19 protein-coding genes are annotated in these 20,709 nt (G+C 50.6%); 6 read left to right on the forward strand and 13 right to left on the reverse strand.

Annotation, left to right across the window (positions count from 1 at the left end; genetic code table 11):
* Positions 1–6 precede the first annotated feature (6 nt).
* The 3 genes from C2M35_RS08685 to C2M35_RS08695 all read right to left on the reverse strand — a co-directional run bounded on the left by C2M35_RS08685 (position 7) and on the right by C2M35_RS08695 (position 2,316).
* Positions 7–609 (reverse strand): YqaA family protein, encoded by a 603-nt coding sequence (locus C2M35_RS08685; protein WP_105265106.1) that lies wholly within the window; start codon positions 607–609, stop codon positions 7–9.
* Between the two features lie 66 nt (positions 610–675).
* Positions 676–1,059, reverse strand: coding sequence for an MmcQ/YjbR family DNA-binding protein (locus tag C2M35_RS08690; RefSeq protein ID WP_105265107.1), 384 nt, complete (start codon positions 1,057–1,059; stop codon positions 676–678).
* 72 nt (positions 1,060–1,131) lie between these two features.
* Positions 1,132–2,316, reverse strand: a complete 1,185-nt coding sequence (locus C2M35_RS08695; protein ID WP_105265108.1) for a DUF1570 domain-containing protein — start codon at positions 2,314–2,316, stop codon at positions 1,132–1,134.
* Positions 2,317–2,468: 152 nt separating this feature from the next.
* Here C2M35_RS08695 and adhP point away from each other — a divergent pair, with 152 nt between their 5' ends.
* Positions 2,469–3,485, forward strand: coding sequence for an alcohol dehydrogenase AdhP (gene adhP, locus C2M35_RS08700; protein ID WP_105265109.1), 1,017 nt, complete (start codon positions 2,469–2,471; stop codon positions 3,483–3,485).
* 42 nt (positions 3,486–3,527) lie between these two features.
* Here adhP and C2M35_RS08705 read toward each other — a convergent pair whose 3' ends face one another.
* Entirely contained in the window at positions 3,528–4,607 is a 1,080-nt protein-coding gene (locus C2M35_RS08705) for a hypothetical protein (protein ID WP_105265110.1), read from the reverse strand.
* 315 nt (positions 4,608–4,922) lie between these two features.
* On the opposite strand from C2M35_RS08705, the gene C2M35_RS08710 reads away from it, so the two are divergent.
* A complete protein-coding gene (locus C2M35_RS08710) occupies positions 4,923–6,806 on the forward strand; it encodes a propionyl-CoA synthetase (RefSeq protein ID WP_105265111.1) in 1,884 nt (627 codons plus the stop codon).
* A 46-nt stretch (positions 6,807–6,852) separates the two neighbouring features.
* Here the strand turns inward: C2M35_RS08710 and C2M35_RS08715 are convergent, their stop codons facing one another.
* Both C2M35_RS08715 and C2M35_RS08720 read right to left on the reverse strand, forming a co-directional pair.
* On the reverse strand, positions 6,853–10,164 hold the full coding sequence (locus tag C2M35_RS08715; RefSeq protein ID WP_105265112.1) for a bifunctional diguanylate cyclase/phosphodiesterase: 3,312 nt from the start codon (positions 10,162–10,164) through the stop codon (positions 6,853–6,855).
* 250 nt (positions 10,165–10,414) lie between these two features.
* Positions 10,415–10,888 (reverse strand): VOC family protein, encoded by a 474-nt coding sequence (locus C2M35_RS08720; protein ID WP_105200936.1) that lies wholly within the window; start codon positions 10,886–10,888, stop codon positions 10,415–10,417.
* A 136-nt stretch (positions 10,889–11,024) separates the two neighbouring features.
* Here C2M35_RS08720 and C2M35_RS08725 point away from each other — a divergent pair, with 136 nt between their 5' ends.
* The 3 genes from C2M35_RS08725 (at position 11,025) to C2M35_RS08735 (ending at position 14,299) form a co-directional block, all read left to right on the forward strand.
* Positions 11,025–11,435: a hypothetical protein gene (locus tag C2M35_RS08725; RefSeq protein ID WP_105265113.1), complete on the forward strand. Its 411-nt coding sequence runs from the start codon at positions 11,025–11,027 to the stop codon at positions 11,433–11,435.
* A gap of 18 nt (positions 11,436–11,453) precedes the next feature.
* Positions 11,454–11,747: a hypothetical protein gene (locus tag C2M35_RS08730; RefSeq protein WP_105265114.1), complete on the forward strand. Its 294-nt coding sequence runs from the start codon at positions 11,454–11,456 to the stop codon at positions 11,745–11,747.
* A 368-nt stretch (positions 11,748–12,115) separates the two neighbouring features.
* A complete protein-coding gene (locus C2M35_RS08735) occupies positions 12,116–14,299 on the forward strand; it encodes a S8 family serine peptidase (protein ID WP_158677949.1) in 2,184 nt (727 codons plus the stop codon).
* A 120-nt stretch (positions 14,300–14,419) separates the two neighbouring features.
* Here C2M35_RS08735 and C2M35_RS08740 read toward each other — a convergent pair whose 3' ends face one another.
* The 7 genes from C2M35_RS08740 to C2M35_RS08770 form a co-directional block, all read right to left on the reverse strand.
* Positions 14,420–15,175, reverse strand: coding sequence for a GNAT family N-acetyltransferase (locus C2M35_RS08740; RefSeq protein ID WP_105265115.1), 756 nt, complete (start codon positions 15,173–15,175; stop codon positions 14,420–14,422).
* On the reverse strand, positions 15,165–15,626 hold the full coding sequence (locus C2M35_RS08745) for a DMT family transporter (protein WP_105265116.1): 462 nt from the start codon (positions 15,624–15,626) through the stop codon (positions 15,165–15,167). Before C2M35_RS08745 ends, C2M35_RS08740 begins: the two co-directional genes overlap by 11 nt.
* Entirely contained in the window at positions 15,623–16,249 is a 627-nt protein-coding gene (locus C2M35_RS08750; protein WP_105265117.1) for an NAD(P)H-dependent oxidoreductase, read from the reverse strand. Before C2M35_RS08750 ends, C2M35_RS08745 begins: the two co-directional genes overlap by 4 nt.
* Before the next feature lie 85 nt (positions 16,250–16,334).
* Complete coding sequence (locus C2M35_RS08755; RefSeq protein WP_234000043.1) at positions 16,335–16,946, reverse strand: Crp/Fnr family transcriptional regulator; 612 nt, start codon at positions 16,944–16,946, stop codon at positions 16,335–16,337.
* 177 nt (positions 16,947–17,123) lie between these two features.
* Positions 17,124–17,363, reverse strand: coding sequence for a hypothetical protein (locus C2M35_RS08760; protein WP_105265118.1), 240 nt, complete (start codon positions 17,361–17,363; stop codon positions 17,124–17,126).
* Positions 17,360–18,715, reverse strand: a complete 1,356-nt coding sequence (locus C2M35_RS08765; RefSeq protein ID WP_105265119.1) for a M56 family metallopeptidase — start codon at positions 18,713–18,715, stop codon at positions 17,360–17,362. Before C2M35_RS08765 ends, C2M35_RS08760 begins: the two co-directional genes overlap by 4 nt.
* A gap of 14 nt (positions 18,716–18,729) precedes the next feature.
* On the reverse strand, positions 18,730–19,113 hold the full coding sequence (locus tag C2M35_RS08770; protein ID WP_105190189.1) for a BlaI/MecI/CopY family transcriptional regulator: 384 nt from the start codon (positions 19,111–19,113) through the stop codon (positions 18,730–18,732).
* 176 nt (positions 19,114–19,289) lie between these two features.
* Here C2M35_RS08770 and dbpA point away from each other — a divergent pair, with 176 nt between their 5' ends.
* On the forward strand, positions 19,290–20,690 hold the full coding sequence (gene dbpA, locus C2M35_RS08775; RefSeq protein ID WP_199774406.1) for an ATP-dependent RNA helicase DbpA: 1,401 nt from the start codon (positions 19,290–19,292) through the stop codon (positions 20,688–20,690).
* Positions 20,691–20,709 lie beyond the last annotated feature (19 nt).

The following is a 20,709-nucleotide window of genomic DNA, read 5'->3' on the forward strand; positions in this document are numbered from 1 at the left end:
TGCGTTTTAACTAACGCCGGAAGTCGACCAGCTGCTCGCCAACCACCAGGTGCCCAGCACCAAAACACTCAGGGCAGCAATGCCTTTGAGCTTATGTTTGCGGATCACCTTTTCCGCTTTATTACCGGCGTAATACACTACCAAAGCCAGACCAAAATATCGCAACGAGCGGGCTATAGCGGTGGCAAGGAAAAATAACCACAGGGGATAATGAGTCGCCCCCGCCGCCAACATGGCAATTTGAAAGGGAATAGGCACTATCCCCAGGGTCAGCACAAACCAAAAGCCCTGGCTGTGCATTTGCGCTTTGACTTCGGCAAACTGCTCCGGGGTTGAGATAAGTTCGATTAGCCAATCACCCAGCATATCGAAAAGATAATAGCCCAGGGCATAACCAAACAAGGCGCCGAGCATACAACCCAGAGTTGCCACCAAAGCGATGGCCCAGATTTTATCGCGCCGCGCCTGCATCAGCGGCACCAGGAGCGCTTCCAAGGGAATGGGCACTATGGTCGATTCTAAAAACGAAGCCAGGGTCACGCTTGAGAGCATATGCCGAGAGTGGATCCAGCGCCGTGTTTTATGTATCAGTCGCCCACAAATTCCCATCTTGTCTCCCTACATCATTATGCGCCATTTAGTCGGCGCTTTACCAAAGTGATTCGTGTTAACAGCCTAGCGCTGCTCCAACTGCGTCAAAAGCTCTTGCTGCTTGGCTTTCGTTAGTTTCGCCACCACCAAGAGGTAAGAGTTATCCATCATGCGCTCGACTTCCCCTTTAGGAATGCTGCCGTCTAACATAATCGTGTTCCAAAGTCGTTTATCCATATGGTATCCGGGCAACACGGCGCTAAAAATATCGCGCAGCGCCTGCGCCTCATCCGGGTCGCACTTGAGGTTCATTTGCCACATGGGTTCGCCATCGTCGATTGCACGCAGCGTTAAAGTGGCAAACATCTTACCTGCTACCTTATATACATCAACCCCTTCGCCAAAGGGTTGCTCGACCTTGGTTTGTGGCTTATTGAGCAAATAATTATGGGCTTGAGTCTGATCCATACCGGCACCTTATTATTCATGGTTATTTAGGTTATTTAGGTTATTTGGTTACTTGTACTCAGTCTTCAAAGGTTAGTATCTATGGCCGCTGAGTTCACCTTGCTGCCAGCGGCTAAAGCCTTGCCTGATATTAACGGGAACTAATCCCTGTACCTGCTGAGCACTGAGCTTCTGACAGCGCTGCGCCACTTGCGCTCTGACTACTCGCTTGAACGCCTTTCTGCCCTCAGGATTATGCAGTAAATAGCTGATAAACGCCCAACTGGAGCGATATAACTTGCTACTATCACCATCGTTTTGCCACAAGGCTTCCGCTTGCCATAAATGACCCGGGCTATAAACGCTCTGTTGTAGCCAGCCATCACGAACCCAACTTGGGTTAGGATGTACCATCACCAATTGCAGCTCGATCTCGGTGTGTTCAAAATACTCCGCCAACCCTTCATTGAGCCAAGAAGGCGTATTCCCCAATACGGCGTGATTTATGGCATGCACAGCTTCATGTATGGCCGTGCGCATGGTTTGAACATCACCCCGGTATTCTATATAGGCTTCATTGGAACGGCCGAAATAACTGCCGACGCTGTTTGAGGAAGTACTGCCGGCGCGGCGTATGGCTGCCAGGTAACTGCTGCGCGTCGGCAATACATGCAGGCGCAGATCAACCTTACGCATCGCCTCCCTGCCTACCACCTGACTATAGGCTTTAAAGACACCATTTAAGGTCGACTCGAGCCGGGCTCTAAATTCACTATTCATACTCGGCGCAATCAGCTCAAGGGCAAAGTAATCCATCACATCAGCACCCTCGTACCGATATTGCTGCACCTCAAAGTCGGGCTTTTGGTCACTGACATGACGCACGCCCTGACTATCAGTCCAGGTGTAAATACCCTGAAATTGCTGCACCTTGAGCTCTCCTAAGGAAGTGTCGGTACAGGTAAAACGCTGCCCAAGGTTATGCTTATTGCCCTTTGTCGCCACGACGCTGTTTTCGCCACTCTTTCCGGTAGCAGCTCCGATACCGGGCTGAGCTTGTGTGGGTTTAGTCGGTGTGTTTAAAGGCGATTTATTCTGCAGCGGCGCTGGAGCTGAAAGCGAGGCTTGTTTTGAGCCAAATAATTGCTGCAGCCAGGTTATACAGGCGGCTACTGGCTCGGGTAACTCCAGCTGCTTTCCCTGCAACTGATTGGCCCCGTGCGCCAGCGCTAAGAAAATAGCTAAGCATATAAATATCTTGATGATTCTTCTTTCCATAACGCGTTTATTTATCTAATCCCTTTGCCCCAGATCATAACAGCGATTACTGGACTGGGGTACAACTAGCATGGACGGCCAAGCAAATTATGCCGTGACTTTAGCGCTAAGCTAGAGATGTCCTCATGATGACAAAAACAAGGAGATTCATTATGAAAGCAGCAGTTGCCCATAGTTTTGGCGCCCCTTTAAGCATTGAAGAAATAGCCAAGCCTACTATCGACGCCCATCAGGTGCTGGTGAAGATTCATGCCTGCGGGGTGTGTCATACGGATTTACACGCCTGCCACGGCGATTGGCCGGTCAAACCCAAACTCCCTCTTACTCCAGGCCATGAAGGTGTAGGTGAAATTGTTGAGCTCGGCGGTGCCGTCAGCCACTTAAAGCTCGGCGACCGAGTTGGGATCCCTTGGCTTTACAGCGCCTGTGGACATTGTGAATATTGCCTCGATGGCAAGGAGACCTTGTGCCTGGAGCAACAAAACTCAGGTTATTCCGTCGATGGCGGTTTCGCCGAATACTGCGCCGCCCATGGTGATTATGTGGTGAAAATCCCCGAAGGACTAAGCTACCCGGATGCCGCACCGCTGTTTTGTGCCGGGGTCACTACTTATAAAGCCTTAAAGGTATCCGAGACCAAGCCCGGACAATGGATGGCCGTTTTCGGCGTCGGTGGCCTTGGACACCTGGCAGTGCAATATGCCGTGGCCATGGGCATGCGGGTTGTGGCCGTGGACACGGGTGAAGCCAAACGTGAACTGGCGCAGCAGTTGGGTGCCGAACATTTCTTCGACTTTAAAACCGACGATGTGGTCAATGCCATTAAAGAAGTCAGCGGTGGCGTGCATGGCAGCGTCTGTACCGCGGTAAGCAAAGCCGGCTTTAGGCAAAGCTATGATGTGGTGCGCCGCGGTGGTAAATGCGTGCTGGTCGGCCTGCCGCCGGAGGACATGCCCTTGCCTATTTTTGATACCGTACTCAATGGCGTCAGCGTGGTCGGCTCTATCGTCGGCACCCGCAAGGACCTGGAGGAATGCTTAGAGTTTGCCGCCCGCGGCAAGGTCAAAGCCATTATTACCGAGAAGGACCTTGATGATATTAACGATATCTTCGCGGATATGGAAAAAGGCGAGATCACCGGGCGCATAGTGATGAATATGCCCAAGTAAATAAGCAGGCCACCGCAAGGTGGCCTTTTTATGAATGTCTAATTAGTTTGCAATAAAGGGCGCCGAACAATCCTCGGTGCCAATATTACATACCATAAATTCCTGAGACTGCTTCTTAAAGTACCAATAGGTAGCGCTGTTGCTATCGGTCACCGACTCCAGCCATTGGCCATTAAAATAAACATCGACGCCTTCGGCCTCTGTGCTCCAGGTCAGGGTCGTTTGAATATCGCGCCCGGCATTTTGCACAGTACCTTGCAACACGGGTGCTGCTGGTGGCAATACCGATGGCACAGTGGCCACGAAGGCATTGCTGGTGCTGACAAACAGCTCGGTAAAGTCACTTAAGTTGGTATCGGTGACATACACCTGACCAAAGCGACTGCCCGTTACTACACGACCCGAGTGGTCGATATCAATATCGTGTAGATTGCCACCAATTTCCAAGGTGTTAACCAGGGTGCCATCGGCACTATAACGGGCAACATAGCCACTCCAGCTCACCATATATATATTGCCCTCGGCATCGGCGGCTACACCACGCGACGAAGAAGTATGACCCAAGGCCAGGCTGCGCAGCACTGTGCCACTGGCTGGGTCTATCACATCAAGAGCACCATAGGTGTTTTGCAAAGCATACAACTTTCCATCTAGCCCCACATTGATATCGATATAGTCGCTGTCATCGATAATGCGCTGCGCATTGCCGCTAGCTAAATCAAACTTAACTACACCCTTGGCTGCTCCGTCGTAGGCAGTGTAAGTATCGGTCACATATACTGCATCGCCAATGGCAGTTATGCCACCATAAGACAGGTTATTCGCTGTGCTCCATCCAGACATGGTGAAGCTCTGCCAGTTTTCACCGTTATAGACCGACAACTCAGGGGTAAAGGTGCCGTTAAATACAGCAACTCGACCATCATCCAGTATGGTGATATCACGTGCCATTTCATTGGCACTGTTGGTCGGAATGTTTCGCTGTGATATCAAGGCGCCGTTATTGTATTCGTACAAGATATTGTCGCTGGCAACGACCAAGCTGTTATCCTGAAATACTTGGTTGCTCATTGCCGGAGCCGCAACTGTTAACAACGCCAATGTCGAGATAATTGTTTTCATTATTTTTTCCTGTTGTTCTAGCACTTATGGGTCCCCCCAAAAATCCTTGTCTAAAATTGACGACTAGGGAAGCATAATACTCCCTAAGCAAACGTCTCTAGCATAACAGTAAATTAACAATACCGATAATAGGGATACGCTTGTTATCCTTTAAATTTTAATGACATAACTTTTTTTGGCGGTGGTACACGCAGTCGCCACAAGATTTATTAGTCTAAATATCCCCTCGCCACTGCCGACTATGGTCGCATTTTGCTCAGCGCGAAAAGCTCCTATTTTTATTAACACTCTCACAATTTTATTTTGGAGCCTTGTATGTCAGGCGAATATCAACGCACCTATCGCGCCTTTAGTGATAATCCAGAGCAATTTTGGCTGCAACAAAGCGAGCGCATTGCCTGGTTAAAGAAACCGCAGCAAGCCTATCATCAGGATGAGCATGGCTTTTATCACTGGTTTGCCGATGCCGAACTTAATACCAGCTACCTGGCACTGGATCAGCATGTGTTAAACGGCCATGGCAATGAAACGGCGCTGATTTACGACTCGCCGGTCACAGACAGCAAGCGTCAGTACAGTTACAGCGAATTGCTCGAAGAAGTGAGTAAGTTTGCCGGGGTCATGCAAGGGCTGGGAGTTGGTAAAGGCGATCGCGTGGTGATCTATATGCCTATGATCCCCGAAGCTGTGATCGGCATGTTGGCCTGTGCCCGCCTCGGTGCCATTCACTCCGTGGTCTTCGGTGGTTTTGCCGCCCATGAGCTAGCGGTGCGTATTGATGATGCCACACCAAAACTGATCCTCAGCGCCTCTTGCGGGGTTGAGGTCGATAAGGTGATCGAATACAAGCCGCTGCTCGATGAGGCCGTTAGTCAGGCTCAACATAAGGTCGAGCATTGTGTTATTTACCAGCGCCCGCAATGCTATGCGCCGCTTAGCGAATGCCGCGATATTGACTGGGCTACTGCCATGAGTCACGCTCAAAGCGTGGACGCTGTGCCAGTCGCCGGCGCCGATCCCCTCTATATTCTTACAACCTCAGGCACCACGGGCACACCCAAGGGCGTAGTGCGTGAGAACGGCGGCCATGCGGTGGCCATGCATTACAGTATGGAAACCGTATACGGTATGCGCCCAGGGGAGGTATTTTGGGCGGCCTCGGATATAGGCTGGGTGGTAGGCCACTCCTACATAGTTTATGCGCCGCTGATTTATCGCTGCGCCACCGTGCTATACGAGGGAAAACCTGTGCGTACCCCAGATGCCAGCGCCTTTTGGCGCGTGGTTGAAGACTACAAGGTTACAGCTTTATTTAGCGCCCCAACCGCATTTCGTGCCATCAAAAAAGAAGACCCCAGCGCTCAAGGTTTTAAGCAATACGACACCTCAAGTCTAAAACGCTTGTTCCTCGCTGGCGAGCGTCTGGATCCGCCCACCTATGAGTGGTTAAAAGAGCACACCCAATTGCCGGTGCTGGATCACTGGTGGCAAACCGAAACCGGCTGGGCCATCGCCTGCAACCCCATCGGCATTGAGGCCCTCCCCACCAAGGCAGGCAGCGCCACAGTGCCCACCCCGGGTTTTGATGTACAGATACTCGATGTCCATGGTGAGCAATGCGAAGCCAATGAGCATGGCGCCGTGGCCATTAAGCTGCCGCTGCCACCCGGATGCTTGCCGACTATCTGGCAAAATAACGAGCGCTTTAAAAGCGGCTATTTAAGCCAGTATCCGGGCTATTACCTGTCCGGCGATGGTGGTTACTTCGATGAGGAAGGCTACCTGTTTATTATGGGGCGCACCGATGATGTGATAAACGTGGCCGGTCACCGCCTGTCTACCGGTGAAATGGAAGAGATAGTTGCGGCTCACCCGGCGGTGGCCGAGTGCGCGGTGTTTGCCATACATGACAGCCTTAAGGGGCAAATCCCCATGGCCATGGTGGTGCTTAAAGACGACTTCACCGGCAGTCATGAAGAGGTCGAGCAGCAACTTAGAGCCTCGGTACGCTCCACCATAGGCGCCATTGCCTGCCTGCGGGATATTATCTGCGTGCCGCGCTTACCAAAAACCCGCTCGGGTAAAATATTGCGCAAGAACCTGCGCCAGTTGATTGATGGTGAAGAGCTGCAGATCCCCTCCACCATAGATGATGCCAGCATCTTTACCGAGATAAGCGAGCAGCTGCAAGGGCGTTAACTCGGCGGTCAAGGCAACCTGCGGGGGCGTTCATTCGCCCCGCGGTTTATTCCCAACGTGCGATAAAGGCAACAAAGTCCTCAGCCGCCAACGGCTTGGCACACCAGTATCCCTGTACCTGATCACAACCCAGCTCAGCCAGACATTGCCACTGCTGCTCGGTTTCGACGCCCTCGGCTATGCTGCCAATATTGAGCGCCTTGGCCAGTTGTACCATGGCCTTGACTATCGCCACATCCGCTGGCTCGCCACTGGCCAAATCATCAATAAAGGATTTATCTATTTTCAGCTTATCGACAGCGAAGCGCTTTAAGTAGCTCATTGATGAATAGCCGGTACCAAAATCGTCGATGGACACCCTAAAGCCCGCGGCGCGCAGCGAATTAATGCGCTTAAGTACCGAGTCCGGATCCATCAGGGCGATGGCTTCGGTGAGCTCCAGCTCAATACAGCTGACGGGCACCTCATAAAACTCAAGCTCGCGCATCAGCGCGCCCAGCAATCCTTGGTCTTCAAAACTTGCTGCCGATAGATTAACGGCAAACACCAGGTCTTCGACTCCCATTGCCAGCCATTGTTTTATTTGCGCCAGCGCATGCCTAAACACCCAGGCATCCAGGGCTTTGATCAAACCTGCGCTTTCTGCCACAGGAATAAACTCGCCAGGGGAAACCTGACCTAACTCAGATGAGTGCCAGCGCAGCAGCACCTCGGCGCCGACCACCTGACGGGAATCTATACGCACCTGAGGCTGAAAGACCAGGGAAAGTTCATCTTCCAACAGCGCCATGTTGAGGGCATTGATCACCTGCAGTTGTCGCGACGCATGCTGATTCATCTCCCGCGCATAAAACAGGAAGTTGTTGCGCCCACGTTTTTTCACTTCAAACAGCGCCGCCTCGGCCAGTTGCAGCAAGCGTTGGCTGTTATCGCCATCATGAGGATAAAGCGCCACACCAATGGAGGCGGTGAGCACCATGTTTTTACCGTCGATATTAATCGGCGTGCGCAGGGATTCGAGGACGCGTTGAGCCTTGCATGAGGCACTGTTGGCCTTGGCATAAGGCATTAAAAAGGCAAAACGGTCACCGGGTAAGCGACAGATCAATTCGTCTTCATCACCTAAATTGAGCAGCCGCTGAGCCAGGGTTTTGAGGATCAAATTGCCCTTTTCATAACCCAGAGCTTCGTTGAGCACCTTAAAGTTATCCAGACCAATAAACAGCAGCGCGCCCTCGGTCAGCCTGTTCTTCGAGCGCAAAGATGCAAACACATGCAGCAGCATCTTGCCATTGGCCAGCCCGGTGAGCTGATCATAGTAAGACAGGTGATGTATCTTGGTTTCGTTTTCTATCTGAGCGGTAATGTCATGCTGAAAAGAGATGTACTTGCTGACCTTGCCGTCTTTATCCTTGATCGGGTAGATGGTGGTACGCTCGATCAGCTCCTGCCCTTGCTTGTTACGGTTGATCAGCTCCCCCACCCAAGGTTGCTGGGCAGTCAGGTTTTGCCACATGGACTGATAGACCTGAGGCGCGGTTTTACCCGAGCTGAGAATAGCCGGATCATTGCCCAGCAACTGCTCGCGCGAAAAGCCACAAAGTTCCACATAAGCGCGGTTCACATACTCGATTTTAACCTCTGTATCCGTGATTAAAATCGGGTGCGGATTTTGCTCAACCGCCAATGACAAGGTGTGCATACGCTCTTCCTGACGAAGGCGGTTTAACCAATGCCAAATGGCCTGGGACCAAATGGTAATAGCCTCTACCTCACGGTCGCTAAAACTGCGCAGGTCATTGCTAAGCAAGATCACCATGCGCAGTACCTCCTGATCGCGCACCGGCACCGCCATTACGACCCCTAGCGCCGATAACTCACTCTCTTGGCTTGACTGCCCCTGCCAATGAGGATGTAAAACATGCTCTTGCGTACCTAGCTGCGGCGACAGTTGTGACAATAAATCCAGGGCCTGTGTCACCTTGAACTGCCCTTCACCAGCTAGCAACTGGTAAGTCCCGTCGTCATTAACCGCATACAGGCCAATACTTTGGCAAGGAACCAGATAGCGGGCATAGCTCACCCCATGACTCAGTAATGCCGACTCACAGCCCTTATAAGCAACATCGGATAAGCCCAGCAAGCCTTCTTTAAGTCTGGCTTCATGGGCCAGAGCATCGACTTGCGCCGCACGTTCGCTGACATCGCGCACCACCACCAAATAATTCGCACTGCCTTGCTCGGCCAGTTTCACCACCACGCATTGGTAATGGCGTTGCTGTTGTTGCCGGGCGACCACTATATCCTCCACCTCGGCCATACCCTGACGCTTGGCCGCGGCCACTGTGTTATATAGGCGGGTTTGATCTTTGCCTGCAAACAAGGTGTAAATGCTGCGCCCTATACTCTCCCCCTGCAGTAAAAACGGTTCGTTTTCTTTGGCATGGCTGCGCAGTATTTTGCCGTGTTCGTCAATTTCAAACACCAGTTCAGGCAAGGCGCTTAAGGTGGCACTCAGGCGATGGCGCGAACGTTCAAGATCAAGAAATGGCCGGGTAATGGTTTCCACAAACAGCACCTGATAAAGCAAAATATAGGCAACAATTTTATAGAGGTGGCCACAGAGGTTTAGGGTGTCGCTGATATGAGTGTAAAGGGTAAAATAATATTCGCTGAGCACCATAAGCACGGCGACCACGAACAAATGGCTTAAATTTCTGCTCTGTCGTACCTGCGCCAAACGCAATAAAAAGAGTAATGCCGCAAAGGCATACAGGGCCATCAAGAAATACTCAAAATTGCGTTTAAAGTCGGTCAGCCCCCGCCCGGGAATATAGCTAGGTGGCAGCCAGTCAGGATGAAATAAAAACACATAGCTCACCAGCGTGGTGCTCAGGCCGGCGACAATCAAGGATGGATAAATGCTGCGAGATCCTAAGGCCAGCCAGGGCTGGGCTGCCAGAGCAATAATGGCAACGGCGGTAAATATGCGCCCGGCAAACCAAAAGTTAATTGCCTTGTCGGCGCTTGCTGGGGTAATAAACTCCGGCATCCCCTGGAACGAAAACACATGCTGAAAGTCGAGTACGCCAACCCAAAGCATCACCCCGGAGACAAATATAAAGGTCGGGCTTTTAATATAGCTGCGTGCGCTCCAGCCCACCGCAAAGATAAGCACAGAGACTATGATGGAGACAAGCTCCAAAAAAGAATGCAGCAGTATATAGTGCTCTATAATGCTGACCAGCCCGAGCCGCTCAATAAGCAGCGACAGCCCCAGCACCACAAGAGCTATTACTAAAAACCTAGAGCTTTGCGACCACTCTTTTGCATGACTGGGGTGAATAAGGTTGCGCACCAGAAAACTTGACCGAAATAGAGAGAATTATGCTTGGATATATTGTCGAGCAGAAGTCGAAATACAGTCTAATATGCTGAAAAATCAGCATGTTCGGCAATATACCATAACGGGTGAGGACTGTAACTCACAGGCCGCACCCGAGCGCAGAATTTCACCCTGCATTTGATCTGGGTTATCTTTTGCTAAGATTCAAAGGTCGTTGGTGGACCCCCGCCTCTACAATCGCAACCCGAAAAGGTCTAAAAAATTAGGCATCTTCTTGCTGGCTCATAAAGTCCGCCATTCTCTGCAGTAACTCTTCTTCGCTGAGATCTTCCTTATGAGTGCCTATGGTCCAGACATGACCAAAGGGATCTTCCAAGGTACCGGCACGATCGCCATAAAATTGGTCGTGCACCGGACGCAGCTCCTTGGCTCCGGCGGCAATGGCCCGGGCAAACACAGCATCCACATCTTCTACATACAGCATTAAACTCACCGGCGTGCCGCCTAGGGCATGTGGGCTTTGAAAATGCGGCTGTGGGCACATATCCGCCAGCATAATATGGGAGTCGCCGATTATCAGCTCGGCATGAGCAAGGCCACCATCGGGCATGGGCATCTGCATCACTAACTCGGCCCCAAAGACCTCTTGATAATAGCTAATGGCACGCACGGCACCATCAATAATCAAATAGGGGGTAACGGCATGAAAGCCTGGTGGAATAGCAGGAACACTCATAAATTTGACTCGCTGTGGTAATTTCACTCAGTTTAAGCTTAGTCGACAGACAGCACAGTACCCGGCAACCAGGTATATTTCGCGGCGTTTTCAAGCTAGTATCGGATAATATTGATAAGGTGATGGACGCCAGAAAATGATCAATACCCTGAGACTACGCGCTTGTGGCAACTACTCAAGCCTGGGGGAGGTATTTGAAGTGCTGATAGACGGCACACCCTTGCTAGAGCTGGTAAAGCAATTCGAACAGCGCTTTGATCCCCACATAGGTGGCGCCTATAGAGCGGCGCTGGGCCTTGACGATATCAGCAAGCGCATGTTGGAAAACAAGGCAACCCTGATGCCACTGGCCTGTGATTGCGGACAGTGGGAATGTTGGTACTTACTTACCCAGGTGTATTGCACCGACGACTATGTGTGCTGGCAGCATTGGCATAACCCCTATCGCGACGCCCAAAGCACACAGCATTGGGATTACCGTGAATTTGATGTCTTCACCTTCGACAAAGCGCAATATCAAGCGGAAATCGTTAAGGCATTAAGGTAACGACTTAAAGGCTCAATTATGGATGAACAGGAATTACAGCATTATCTGCGTAGCGTAATCAACGAAGCGGACGTCGCCTTGCTCTGTGATGATTGTAGCGGTGCCCTGGCTTTGGTTGTGAGTCGCTTGCATGCCCTGTACGAATTCGATGAAAACCTTCATATTCCGTTACTTGATGAGCTTCCCCAGCGCTACCGTGCCGGGGAGCTGGACACTCCCGAGCAGATCCGGGCCTTTTTCGAGCGCCACCTAGATTCTTTACCGGGCGATACCCTGCCACCGCCACAACCTATCGAAGACGGAACCCGGTAGCCAAAACGAGCCATTCTAAGACCAATTTCAATGCCGGATCTCAACCCACTCCACTCTCAAGTACCATCCCGTAAAATGCAAAAATAACCTGAAAACGCAAAAATAATGCACATTTGTTAAAATAAACCAAAGCCTTAGCCACAAAAACAAAACCTTCAACAAATTGAATTTAAATACCTTTTTACCAACCACCCCCAAATTACCCAAAACAATTACAAAAAACTATACCATTTTTTTAACAACTGTGTTTTCATAATCGGGCCTAACGCGGTAACCGAATTACAACAGGCGGCAACCGCGTCAACGTCAAATACCCTTGTGTCACCAAGGCACAATGACAACACAATAATTAAATAAAGGTATTCACTATGAAGTCTAAATTCTCTCTCGTTGCTACGGCCACCCTATTGGCTCTAGGCCTTGGCTCAGAAGCAGCACTAGCAAACTCTTTACAACCGAATTTAGGCAGCAAGGATAAAGCTGAACAAGTAAAAACGAACGGAGCGAGCAAAGAGCGCGTAATCGTAAAATTCACTCGCGGTAAGTCTGCCGAAGTAAAATCGCTGGCGAAAAAGCTAGGCGGTGAGATTAAAGTTGACCTGGCCAAGCACGATGCCTTCGCCATGGAAGTACCAGCGGCGGCTCTTAAGGGCCTGCGTAACAACCCAAATGTTGAATTTGTAGAAGCCGACGTTAAACGTCACCTACTTGCCACCAACCTCAATACCACAGAGGTTGAGCCATGGGGTATCAGCCGCGTTGAAGCGGATATCGTTTCCGATGAGCTAGCCGGCAACCGTACAGTATGTATTATCGACTCGGGCTATGACATCCGTCACTCGGACCTAGACGCCAACCTGGTATCAGGCACCAACGACTCTGGCACCGGCCAATGGTCAACACCGGGTGGTTCACACGGTACCCACGTAGCCGGTACCGTAGCCGGTATCACTAACGGCTCGGGCGTTGTTGGGGTTATGCCAAACGGCAATGTAAACCTTCATATCATTAAAGTATTTAACGAATCTGGCTGGGGCTACTCTTCAAGCCTAATCGCTGCGGTTGATGATTGTGTGGCAGCGGGCGCCAACGTTGTCAGCATGAGTCTAGGTGGTGGCGGTAGCAGCCGCACCGAAGGCAATGCCTTTGCTAACTACTACAGCCAAGGCGTATTAAGCATCGCTGCGGCAGGTAACGACGGTAATACCGCCCACTCTTACCCAGCTTCATATGATGATGTGGTATCGGTAGCGGCCGTTGACTCTGGCAATATGCACGCTAACTTCTCACAGCGCACCAACCAGGTTGAACTTGCCGGTCCAGGTGAAGCCGTACTGTCAAGCGTGGGTCTAGGCGATGGCCAGTTAGCGCAACTAAGCGTTGGCGGTACCGACTACTTCGCCAATGGCGTGGTACCACACTTGTTTTACAACAGCAGCCTGGCGTTTGACCCTGCGGGCAACAATGGCTCAGCCAGTGGTGCGCTAGGCGTGTGTACTACAACGGGTACTTCATACTCGTGTGGCGACATGACAGGCAAAATCTGTCTTGTTGAACGTGGTGAAAACCAAGGTGACAGCTCGACCTCAACGGAAAATTCATACCCTGAATATCGTGGCGCCAATGCCTGTGCCGACGCCGGTGCCGAAGGTATTATCGTTTACAGTAATGCTGCACGCCCGGGCCTACAAGCGCCATTTATGGTTGACTTCAATGGTAAAATTCAAGGCATTCCAACGGCCTCAATTGACCGTGCAACCGGCCTTGAGCTAGCTGCAAAAGCGGGTCAAACGGCGAGCCTATCTAAAGTAGATGGCCAGGACTGGGATTACTACAATGGTACATCAATGGCGACCCCTCACGTGAGTGCGGTTGCAGCCCTGGTGTGGTCATATCATACCGCCTGTTCGGCAGCGGAAGTGCGTAACGCCCTGGCAGTTACTGCTGAAGATTTAGATGCTGCCGGTCGTGACGTGAAAACCGGTTACGGTCTGGTTAAAGCACAAGCGGCCATCGATTACCTAGCGGGTACTAGCTGTGGCGGCGGTTCATCTGACAATGCACCGGTAGCGGATTTCAGCTTCTCATGTGATGCCCTGGCTTGTAGCTTCACCGACGGCAGCTCGGATGACAACGGCGTAACCGGTTACAGCTGGAACTTCGGCGACGGCGCTAGCAGCTCGGCGCAAAACCCTAGCCACAGCTATGCGGCAGACGGTTCATACACTGTGACGCTAACGGTAACCGACAGCGCCGGTCAAACCGACACCAGCTCACAAACCGTGAATGTAAGCAGCGGTGCTACGGGCGGCTCTATCGACCTAAATGCGTTTGGTTACAAGGTAAAAGGTCGTCAACGCGTAGACCTAAGCTGGAGCGGTGCAAACAGCAGCAATGTTGATATCTATCGCAACGGCTCGGCTATCACCACAACCAACAATGACGGTGCCTACACTGACGCTATCAACCAAAAAGGCGGCGGTGTATACAACTACTCAATCTGTGAAGCAGGCACGACTAACTGCTCTGCAACTGTAACCGTAGTTTTCTAAGCCTTAGTTAAACTACCGATACATTGCAACACCCATGCCGGTCTATATAGACCGGCATTTTTGTTATAGCACTATTGACCGGTAGGGGCTTTAATGACAAGCAGTAACAGATTTCAATTGTTAAGCGCGGTTGCTATAACTGCGGATCTCAAACTGGGTTATAAAGCCAAGGTTTTCATACAGAGGTCGACCGGCCGCCGATGCCTGCAAGACCATATACTGCGCCCCCGAGGCCACCGCAAGCCTGAGCAAATCCTGCATCATGCTTTTGGCAAGCCCTTGTCCTTGATGCGTTTGTTTTAACGCGACCTGATGAAGGCCGACTACCTCCCCGGTGTAATACAAAAGCGCGCTGGCAACAACCTTTCCCGCCCATACCCCAACATATAATTGTGCTTGCTCACATTCGAGCAAAGGCGCAATGGCCCGGGCATCCACACGATAACCAAAAGCATCATTTACCACCTCTATCCAGGAAGAAACCTCCTCGACCCTATTAATGTTTCTTACCACCAACTCTGCGCTCGTGATTGGCTTATCCGAGGTGGGTGGATAATCACTTACGGACAAGGGCAAATACATGGCCGTTTGTGCTAAGACGCAATCCCAACCGGCGTGTTTAAGCGCTAACTCACGCTCTTCGGGGAACTGCAATGACGCCCCGTGCAAATCCGGCCAAAGTGGAAACATCACCCCAGCTCGAGCCTCGGCTAGCGGCGCCATGCTGGTCAGCGAACCGGGCTCTGGGTGCCAGCAGCGATGAGGCCACACATGATTGACCTTAAATGGCCATGTGCTCTCATCAGCCAAGGGCGCCGCACCATAGTGCTCCCAAAGGCTTGTTAAGTTCGCTATATTGGCTTGATTAATATCCACTTCTCGACTCCCAATTCACTAAGATAACACCACCAATCAATAACACCGTTCCCAATAACTTGCTGCCATCCAGAGCCTTAACGGGCAAGTTAAACCAACCCAGGTGACTGGCAAGCATGGCCACCACAATTTGCCCCGACAAGGCAAACGACATCATGCTTCCTAGGCCCATTTTTGGGATCAGATAATAAAAGCAACTGACGCCAAACGCACTGAACACGCCGGCCAGCCACAAATACCAGGGCACATTGGTGATGACACCAACACTCGGGTAGCTTTTACTGGTAAATACCAGCACCGCGGTGACAAGTGTAAAGCTGGTTAAAAACGCCACCCCAGTGGCGAGCATTGCGCTGTTGAGCAACACCCCCAATTGCGCATTCATGGCCGCTTGTATGGCAATGGCGGCGCCGGCAGCAATGGCCAGCATACACAACAATAAGGCCATCATACGCTGTCTACCATCTCGGCATAGTCGAAGCGCACCTTCGCAGCCTGACATTGACTGTCTTCTTGATGTCGATAGCCTATGGGGCAGATCACGGTCGTGGTTAAACCGCGCTTTGTTAACCCAAGAATGCGGTCATATTGCTGCGCGTCAATCCCGCTCATCGGGCAGGTATCTATACGCATCTGTGCCGCACAGGTAAGTAAGTTGCCAAGCGCAATATAAGCTTGCTGATGCGCCCATTCCTGCCGCTGTGCCGGTGTTTTACTGGCCAGCGCCGACTTCAGATGATCACCGTAACGCTGTAAATCGGCAATGGGGGTGCCCGTAACTTCGCTGTGGCGAGCTATATAGCGCTCTACCGTCTCATCACCAATGTTTGTCTGCGCCGCAAAAACAAGCAAATGCGAACTATTAGCCACCTTATCCTGGCCGTAGGAATGAGGCACCAGTTGCTCGCGTAACAATTTTGACCGTACCAGAATTAACCGGTAAGGCTGTAATCCATACGCCGATGGGCTCAAGGTGGCGGCCTGCAACAGGGTTTGCAATTGCGCTTCTGGCACCATTTGCTGAGAAAATTGTTTTACGGCGTAACGCCACTCTAGTGCGGATAAAAATTCCATACTTACCTCTGTGTCAATCAAACCATAGCTGGAACCTGCTCGCTCCAGCGGATAAGAGACAGTGTATCGAGGCGCTATGCGGGGTTCATTTACATAGGTTGATAAGGGATAAGTTTTTTCTTACCCGGCTTAACTGGGTCGGCGTGATCCCCAAATGCGAAGCGATATGGTATTGCGGTAAGCGCTCGGCTAAGGCAGGAAATTGCTTGCTAAAATGCAGATATCGAGTGGTGGCATCGTCCTGCACTATCTCGATTTCTCGCTGGTCTTTTGCCAACAACCAATTCTTCTCAAGATAATGGATTTGATAGAGCATAAGTTCTGGATTGCTTTGCATGAGCCGGCGAAAGCCCTTAAAATCGATGGCGATCAGCGTACTTTGCTCCAGTGCCTCAAAGGCCAAACTTGATGCTTGCTGTGTTAACAGCGCCGTCATAGACCCGGGAAACTTGCCCTCATCGAAAAACATCTTATTGTATTCATTACCTTTTTCATCGGTAACAAAACAACGTACCAAGCCTTGGTAGAGATAAGAGAAGGACTGTGGCACGACCCCACATGGATAAATCAGCTGATGCTTATCCGCATGAACCAAGGTGCATAGGGGCTTAAATTGCTGCCAGGTCTGCTCACCGATGGGAGCATACCCTGTCATTTGCGCACGCAAAGAGTCGAACGCAGCCTGCTGCTCACTCACTATTACCTCCAATGTAACTAACCGCCTTACTGGACTTATTTTCGTCATTGGTACGAATACCGACACTGCCAGTCATTATAGTCGGATTGATAAGCAAAACAGTAGCGCAACGTTTTATCTCGTTAACCAACAAAGCAATGATAAAAAAAGCCCCAATTTTGGGGCTTTTTAAGTACTTTATAACTTGGCTAACAATGGCGACATGGGGATACCAAAATCGGGGAGGCTCGGCGGTAAACTGGCCACTTCTGTAGGTAGCTGCGCTTTAATCCGCTCCATGTTTTCACTGTCACCTTGATGGAAGTAAACATAGTACTTCAAAACGGCCGTGTACTTGTTATCTTCTGGTAACTGCTCAAGAATGGCTAGCGCATTGTCAAAGTCCTCCACCTCTATGTACGCACGGGCCAGATTCATAGGGTTCCAGGTTTAGTCTGGTCTTTTAGCTGCGCCTTTAGCTCGTTTAACTCATTAATTGCTAAATTTGGCTGCTGCAGCTGCAAGTGCGTTAAGGCCGTTACATTTTTCAAAAAATATGGCGCCGAGTCCGCATCGGGATACCAATCAGCAAAGGCAAGCATAACATCTTCATAACGAGCAAGCTTGTGACCAACATGACTTAGCAGGGTAAAGCTCAGTAGCTTAATTTTGCTTTCGTCCTGTTCGTTGAGTACGGCTCTATTGGCGTGCCAATTTAAGATGTTAGCAAACACTTTATTGAGCTTTTCTACATCTTTGCTTTTAGCCTCGGCTGCGCCATCGAGCAACACAGCCATTTGCTCTTCATAACTAATGGCTGTTTGCTGTGCTTGTACCTGCTGCGGCTTATCTTTATCCACAATTTGCGCCGCCGCAACGGCACTAAAGGCGAGTGACATAACTAGTGCAATGACATGCTTTTTGTTCATAGTTTTTTCCTTGTCTAACATTTTAATCCGTTGCACGTTAAAGCTCTGTTGTTGAGCGATACTTAACAACGGGGTCATAAATTGCCTATGTCCATTTTTCGCTTGGTGCTGCGATAAAAGGACACTGGCAAGATCCAGTTGATATTGTTCCCGAAAGCTCGCTGCGCACTTTTCATCGCAGCTGAGTTCCAGCTGTTGCTTTGATTTTTTAGCTAAAAATAAGCACAGGGGATTCCACCAAAATAGGCTTTCCAACAAGCAAATAGCCCAGCTCCAATACACATCCCCCTGGCGTAAATGGGTTGCCTCATGTTGAATAATCGAATGAACTTCTTTGGCATCAAGCAGCGCCCGATCCAGCCAGATAGTGGGCCGTGTCACCCCACTGGCGAATGCCGGAGCCCCTAACTTTGCAACCCGAACAGGGTAACCCCCACTACTTTGCTCATAGCGGTTACAGGGTGTGGAGTGGCGATAAAGTCGCTTGATAAACGAGAAGTACTGCCCTATGCGCCAGATAAACAAGGCGACACCAATTAGCAACGCCAGAAATACCAGATGAGAGACATCAAATGCATAGCCATCAACTAACGACACTGGTGCCTGAACCTGAGTAGCTAGAGCATCTTGTTGTTGGCCTTGCGAAGGAGCCGTCTGCCAAAAATGTGCAACGTTAAAAGTCAGCTCCGGGTCTTGCTGATATTTAGAAACTTCGGGCATATGCTGCCAGGGCACAAGCCAGCTGGACAGTGCCAACACCGAGACATAGAAGCTCAGTCGTGCCGGAGCACTTTGTAGCCCCTTTAATGCGACCAGTGCGCACAGTGAAATAAATAAGCTGGTTAGGAAATAGTCCGTCATATCGCCCTCCTTTTTTACATGTCTTTCTTTTTGCTATTTAACAGGTTTTGTAAATAGGCAATATCCTCATCATTAAGACGCTCTTCTTTAATAAAGTGAGCAATGAGATTACGGGAGCTTCCCTTAAAAAAGCGCTGCATAAAGGTGGGGACGGCTTCTTCTGACAGAGCGCTTTGCGTCACAATAGACTGATAAACAATCGCCCTGCCTTGCTGACCACAACGCTCCACCGCGCCTTTCTTTTCAAGCCGATCGACAATTGTTTTCACCGTGTTATAGGCCACTTGCTTGTTATTCTTTTTTGCTTCGCTAAGCAACTGATGGATTTGGCTCGCTGTACATGGCTCGTGTTGCCAAAAAAGCTGCATCACATCCATTTCAAAATCACTGAGTTTCATTTCACCCTCACTACTACACTTGTAGTTATTAACTACCACAAATGTAGTAATTAGACTTTTTAAAGTCAAGATTTAATTTAACCCTCAGCATGAAACGGTTAGGTAAGTTGTGAACTGCGTCTTTATTCTGCCGGCACGAGGTTGAGCATGTTATAATCCCCTTTTACTTTTAAAAGATGATTGTCACCGTGACCTTACCTGCCTTTTCCAGCACCCCGCTTTCTCGCTCTTTGCTCGATAACCTAGAGTCTTTGGGTTATCACCATATGACAGAAATCCAAGCGCAAACCTTGCCGCTCATTTTGGCGGGCAAGGATGTGATTGGTCAGGGTAAAACCGGCTCAGGCAAGACGGCCGCCTTCTCTTTGGGGCTGTTACATAATCTCAATGTAAAACGTTTTCGTGTCCAGGCCCTGGTGGTATGCCCGACCCGAGAGCTGGCCGATCAGGTGGCGGTGGAAATTCGCAAACTGGCTCGTGCCATTCACAATATCAAGGTGCTCGCCCTGTGTGGTGGTGCGCCCATGGGGCCGCAAATCGGCTCGCTTGAGCACGGTGCCCATATTATTGTCGGCACCCCGGGACGCATTGAAGAGCACTTGCGTAAGGGCCGCTTATCCCTAGATGAGGTTAACACCTTCGTACTTGATGAAGCGGATCGCATGTTGGAAATGGGCTTTGAAGAGCCACTGCAATACATTATCGATCACTGCCCGGCAGAGCGACAAAACCTGCTCTTTAGCGCCACCTATCCGCCTAAGATTGAACAGCTGGCCCAGCATGTGATGCACAACCCGCAAAAGATCACGGTCGAATCGACCCATGACGACAGCAGCATAGAGCAGTATTTCTATGAGGTGGACAACAATGACATGCGCTTGGAAGCAGTGCAAAAACTGCTGCTGCATTTCCAGCCCGAGTCGGCGGTAATTTTTTGCAATACCAAGGCCGAGTGTCAGCAGGTGTGCGATGAGCTTCAGAATATGGGCTTTGATGCCGCCGCCTTACACGGCGACCTAGAACAAAAAGACCGCGACCGCACCCTGGTACGTTTTGCCAATCACAGCCTGAGTATCCTTGTGGCCACGGATGTCGCCGCCCGAGGTATAGATGTGGACCATGTGGATATGGTGATCAATTACCATATTGCCCATGACCCCGAGGTCCATGTACACCGCATCGGACGTACCGGCCGCGCCGGTAAAAAAGGCATCGCCTGCTCCTTAATGAGCTATAAAGAGTCGCACAAGGTCAATGCCTTAGAAGATTATCTCGAGCAAACCTTGGAGCCCACCGACCTGCCCAATGACAACGTCTTTAGCAATGCGATTAAGCGTGCGCCCATGGTCACCATACAAATCGACGGCGGCAAAAAGTCCAAACTGCGTCCGGGAGATATTCTTGGCGCCCTGACCTCTAATCAGGCCATTACCGGGGATCAAATTGGGAAAATAAAGGTCACGGCTATCAGCTCCTACGTTGCCGTGCAGCGTAAAATTGCCAATGCGGCGCTGAAAACCATCAGTGAGGGGAAAATGAAGGGCCGCAATTTCCGCGCCCGTAAGCTAAATCGCTAAGCCCTTACGGAAATATATC

The sequence above is a fragment of the Pseudoalteromonas sp. T1lg76 genome, assembly GCF_002964725.1.
GTDB lineage: Bacteria > Pseudomonadota > Gammaproteobacteria > Enterobacterales > Alteromonadaceae > Pseudoalteromonas.

Coding starts and splice junctions, on each gene's coding strand:
- C2M35_RS08685 (WP_105265106.1), bottom strand. CDS start 609: ATGGGAATTTGTGGGCGACTGATACATAAAACACGGCGCTGGATCCAC.
- C2M35_RS08690 (WP_105265107.1), bottom strand. CDS start 1,059: ATGGATCAGACTCAAGCCCATAATTATTTGCTCAATAAGCCACAAACC.
- C2M35_RS08695 (WP_105265108.1), bottom strand. CDS start 2,316: ATGGAAAGAAGAATCATCAAGATATTTATATGCTTAGCTATTTTCTTA.
- adhP (WP_105265109.1), top strand. CDS start 2,469: ATGAAAGCAGCAGTTGCCCATAGTTTTGGCGCCCCTTTAAGCATTGAA.
- C2M35_RS08705 (WP_105265110.1), bottom strand. CDS start 4,607: ATGAAAACAATTATCTCGACATTGGCGTTGTTAACAGTTGCGGCTCCG.
- C2M35_RS08710 (WP_105265111.1), top strand. CDS start 4,923: ATGTCAGGCGAATATCAACGCACCTATCGCGCCTTTAGTGATAATCCA.
- C2M35_RS08720 (WP_105200936.1), bottom strand. CDS start 10,888: ATGAGTGTTCCTGCTATTCCACCAGGCTTTCATGCCGTTACCCCCTAT.
- C2M35_RS08725 (WP_105265113.1), top strand. CDS start 11,025: ATGATCAATACCCTGAGACTACGCGCTTGTGGCAACTACTCAAGCCTG.
- C2M35_RS08730 (WP_105265114.1), top strand. CDS start 11,454: ATGGATGAACAGGAATTACAGCATTATCTGCGTAGCGTAATCAACGAA.
- C2M35_RS08735 (WP_158677949.1), top strand. CDS start 12,116: ATGAAGTCTAAATTCTCTCTCGTTGCTACGGCCACCCTATTGGCTCTA.
- C2M35_RS08745 (WP_105265116.1), bottom strand. CDS start 15,626: ATGATGGCCTTATTGTTGTGTATGCTGGCCATTGCTGCCGGCGCCGCC.
- C2M35_RS08750 (WP_105265117.1), bottom strand. CDS start 16,249: ATGGAATTTTTATCCGCACTAGAGTGGCGTTACGCCGTAAAACAATTT.
- C2M35_RS08760 (WP_105265118.1), bottom strand. CDS start 17,363: ATGAATCTGGCCCGTGCGTACATAGAGGTGGAGGACTTTGACAATGCG.
- C2M35_RS08765 (WP_105265119.1), bottom strand. CDS start 18,715: ATGACGGACTATTTCCTAACCAGCTTATTTATTTCACTGTGCGCACTG.
- C2M35_RS08770 (WP_105190189.1), bottom strand. CDS start 19,113: ATGAAACTCAGTGATTTTGAAATGGATGTGATGCAGCTTTTTTGGCAA.
- dbpA (WP_199774406.1), top strand. CDS start 19,290: ATGATTGTCACCGTGACCTTACCTGCCTTTTCCAGCACCCCGCTTTCT.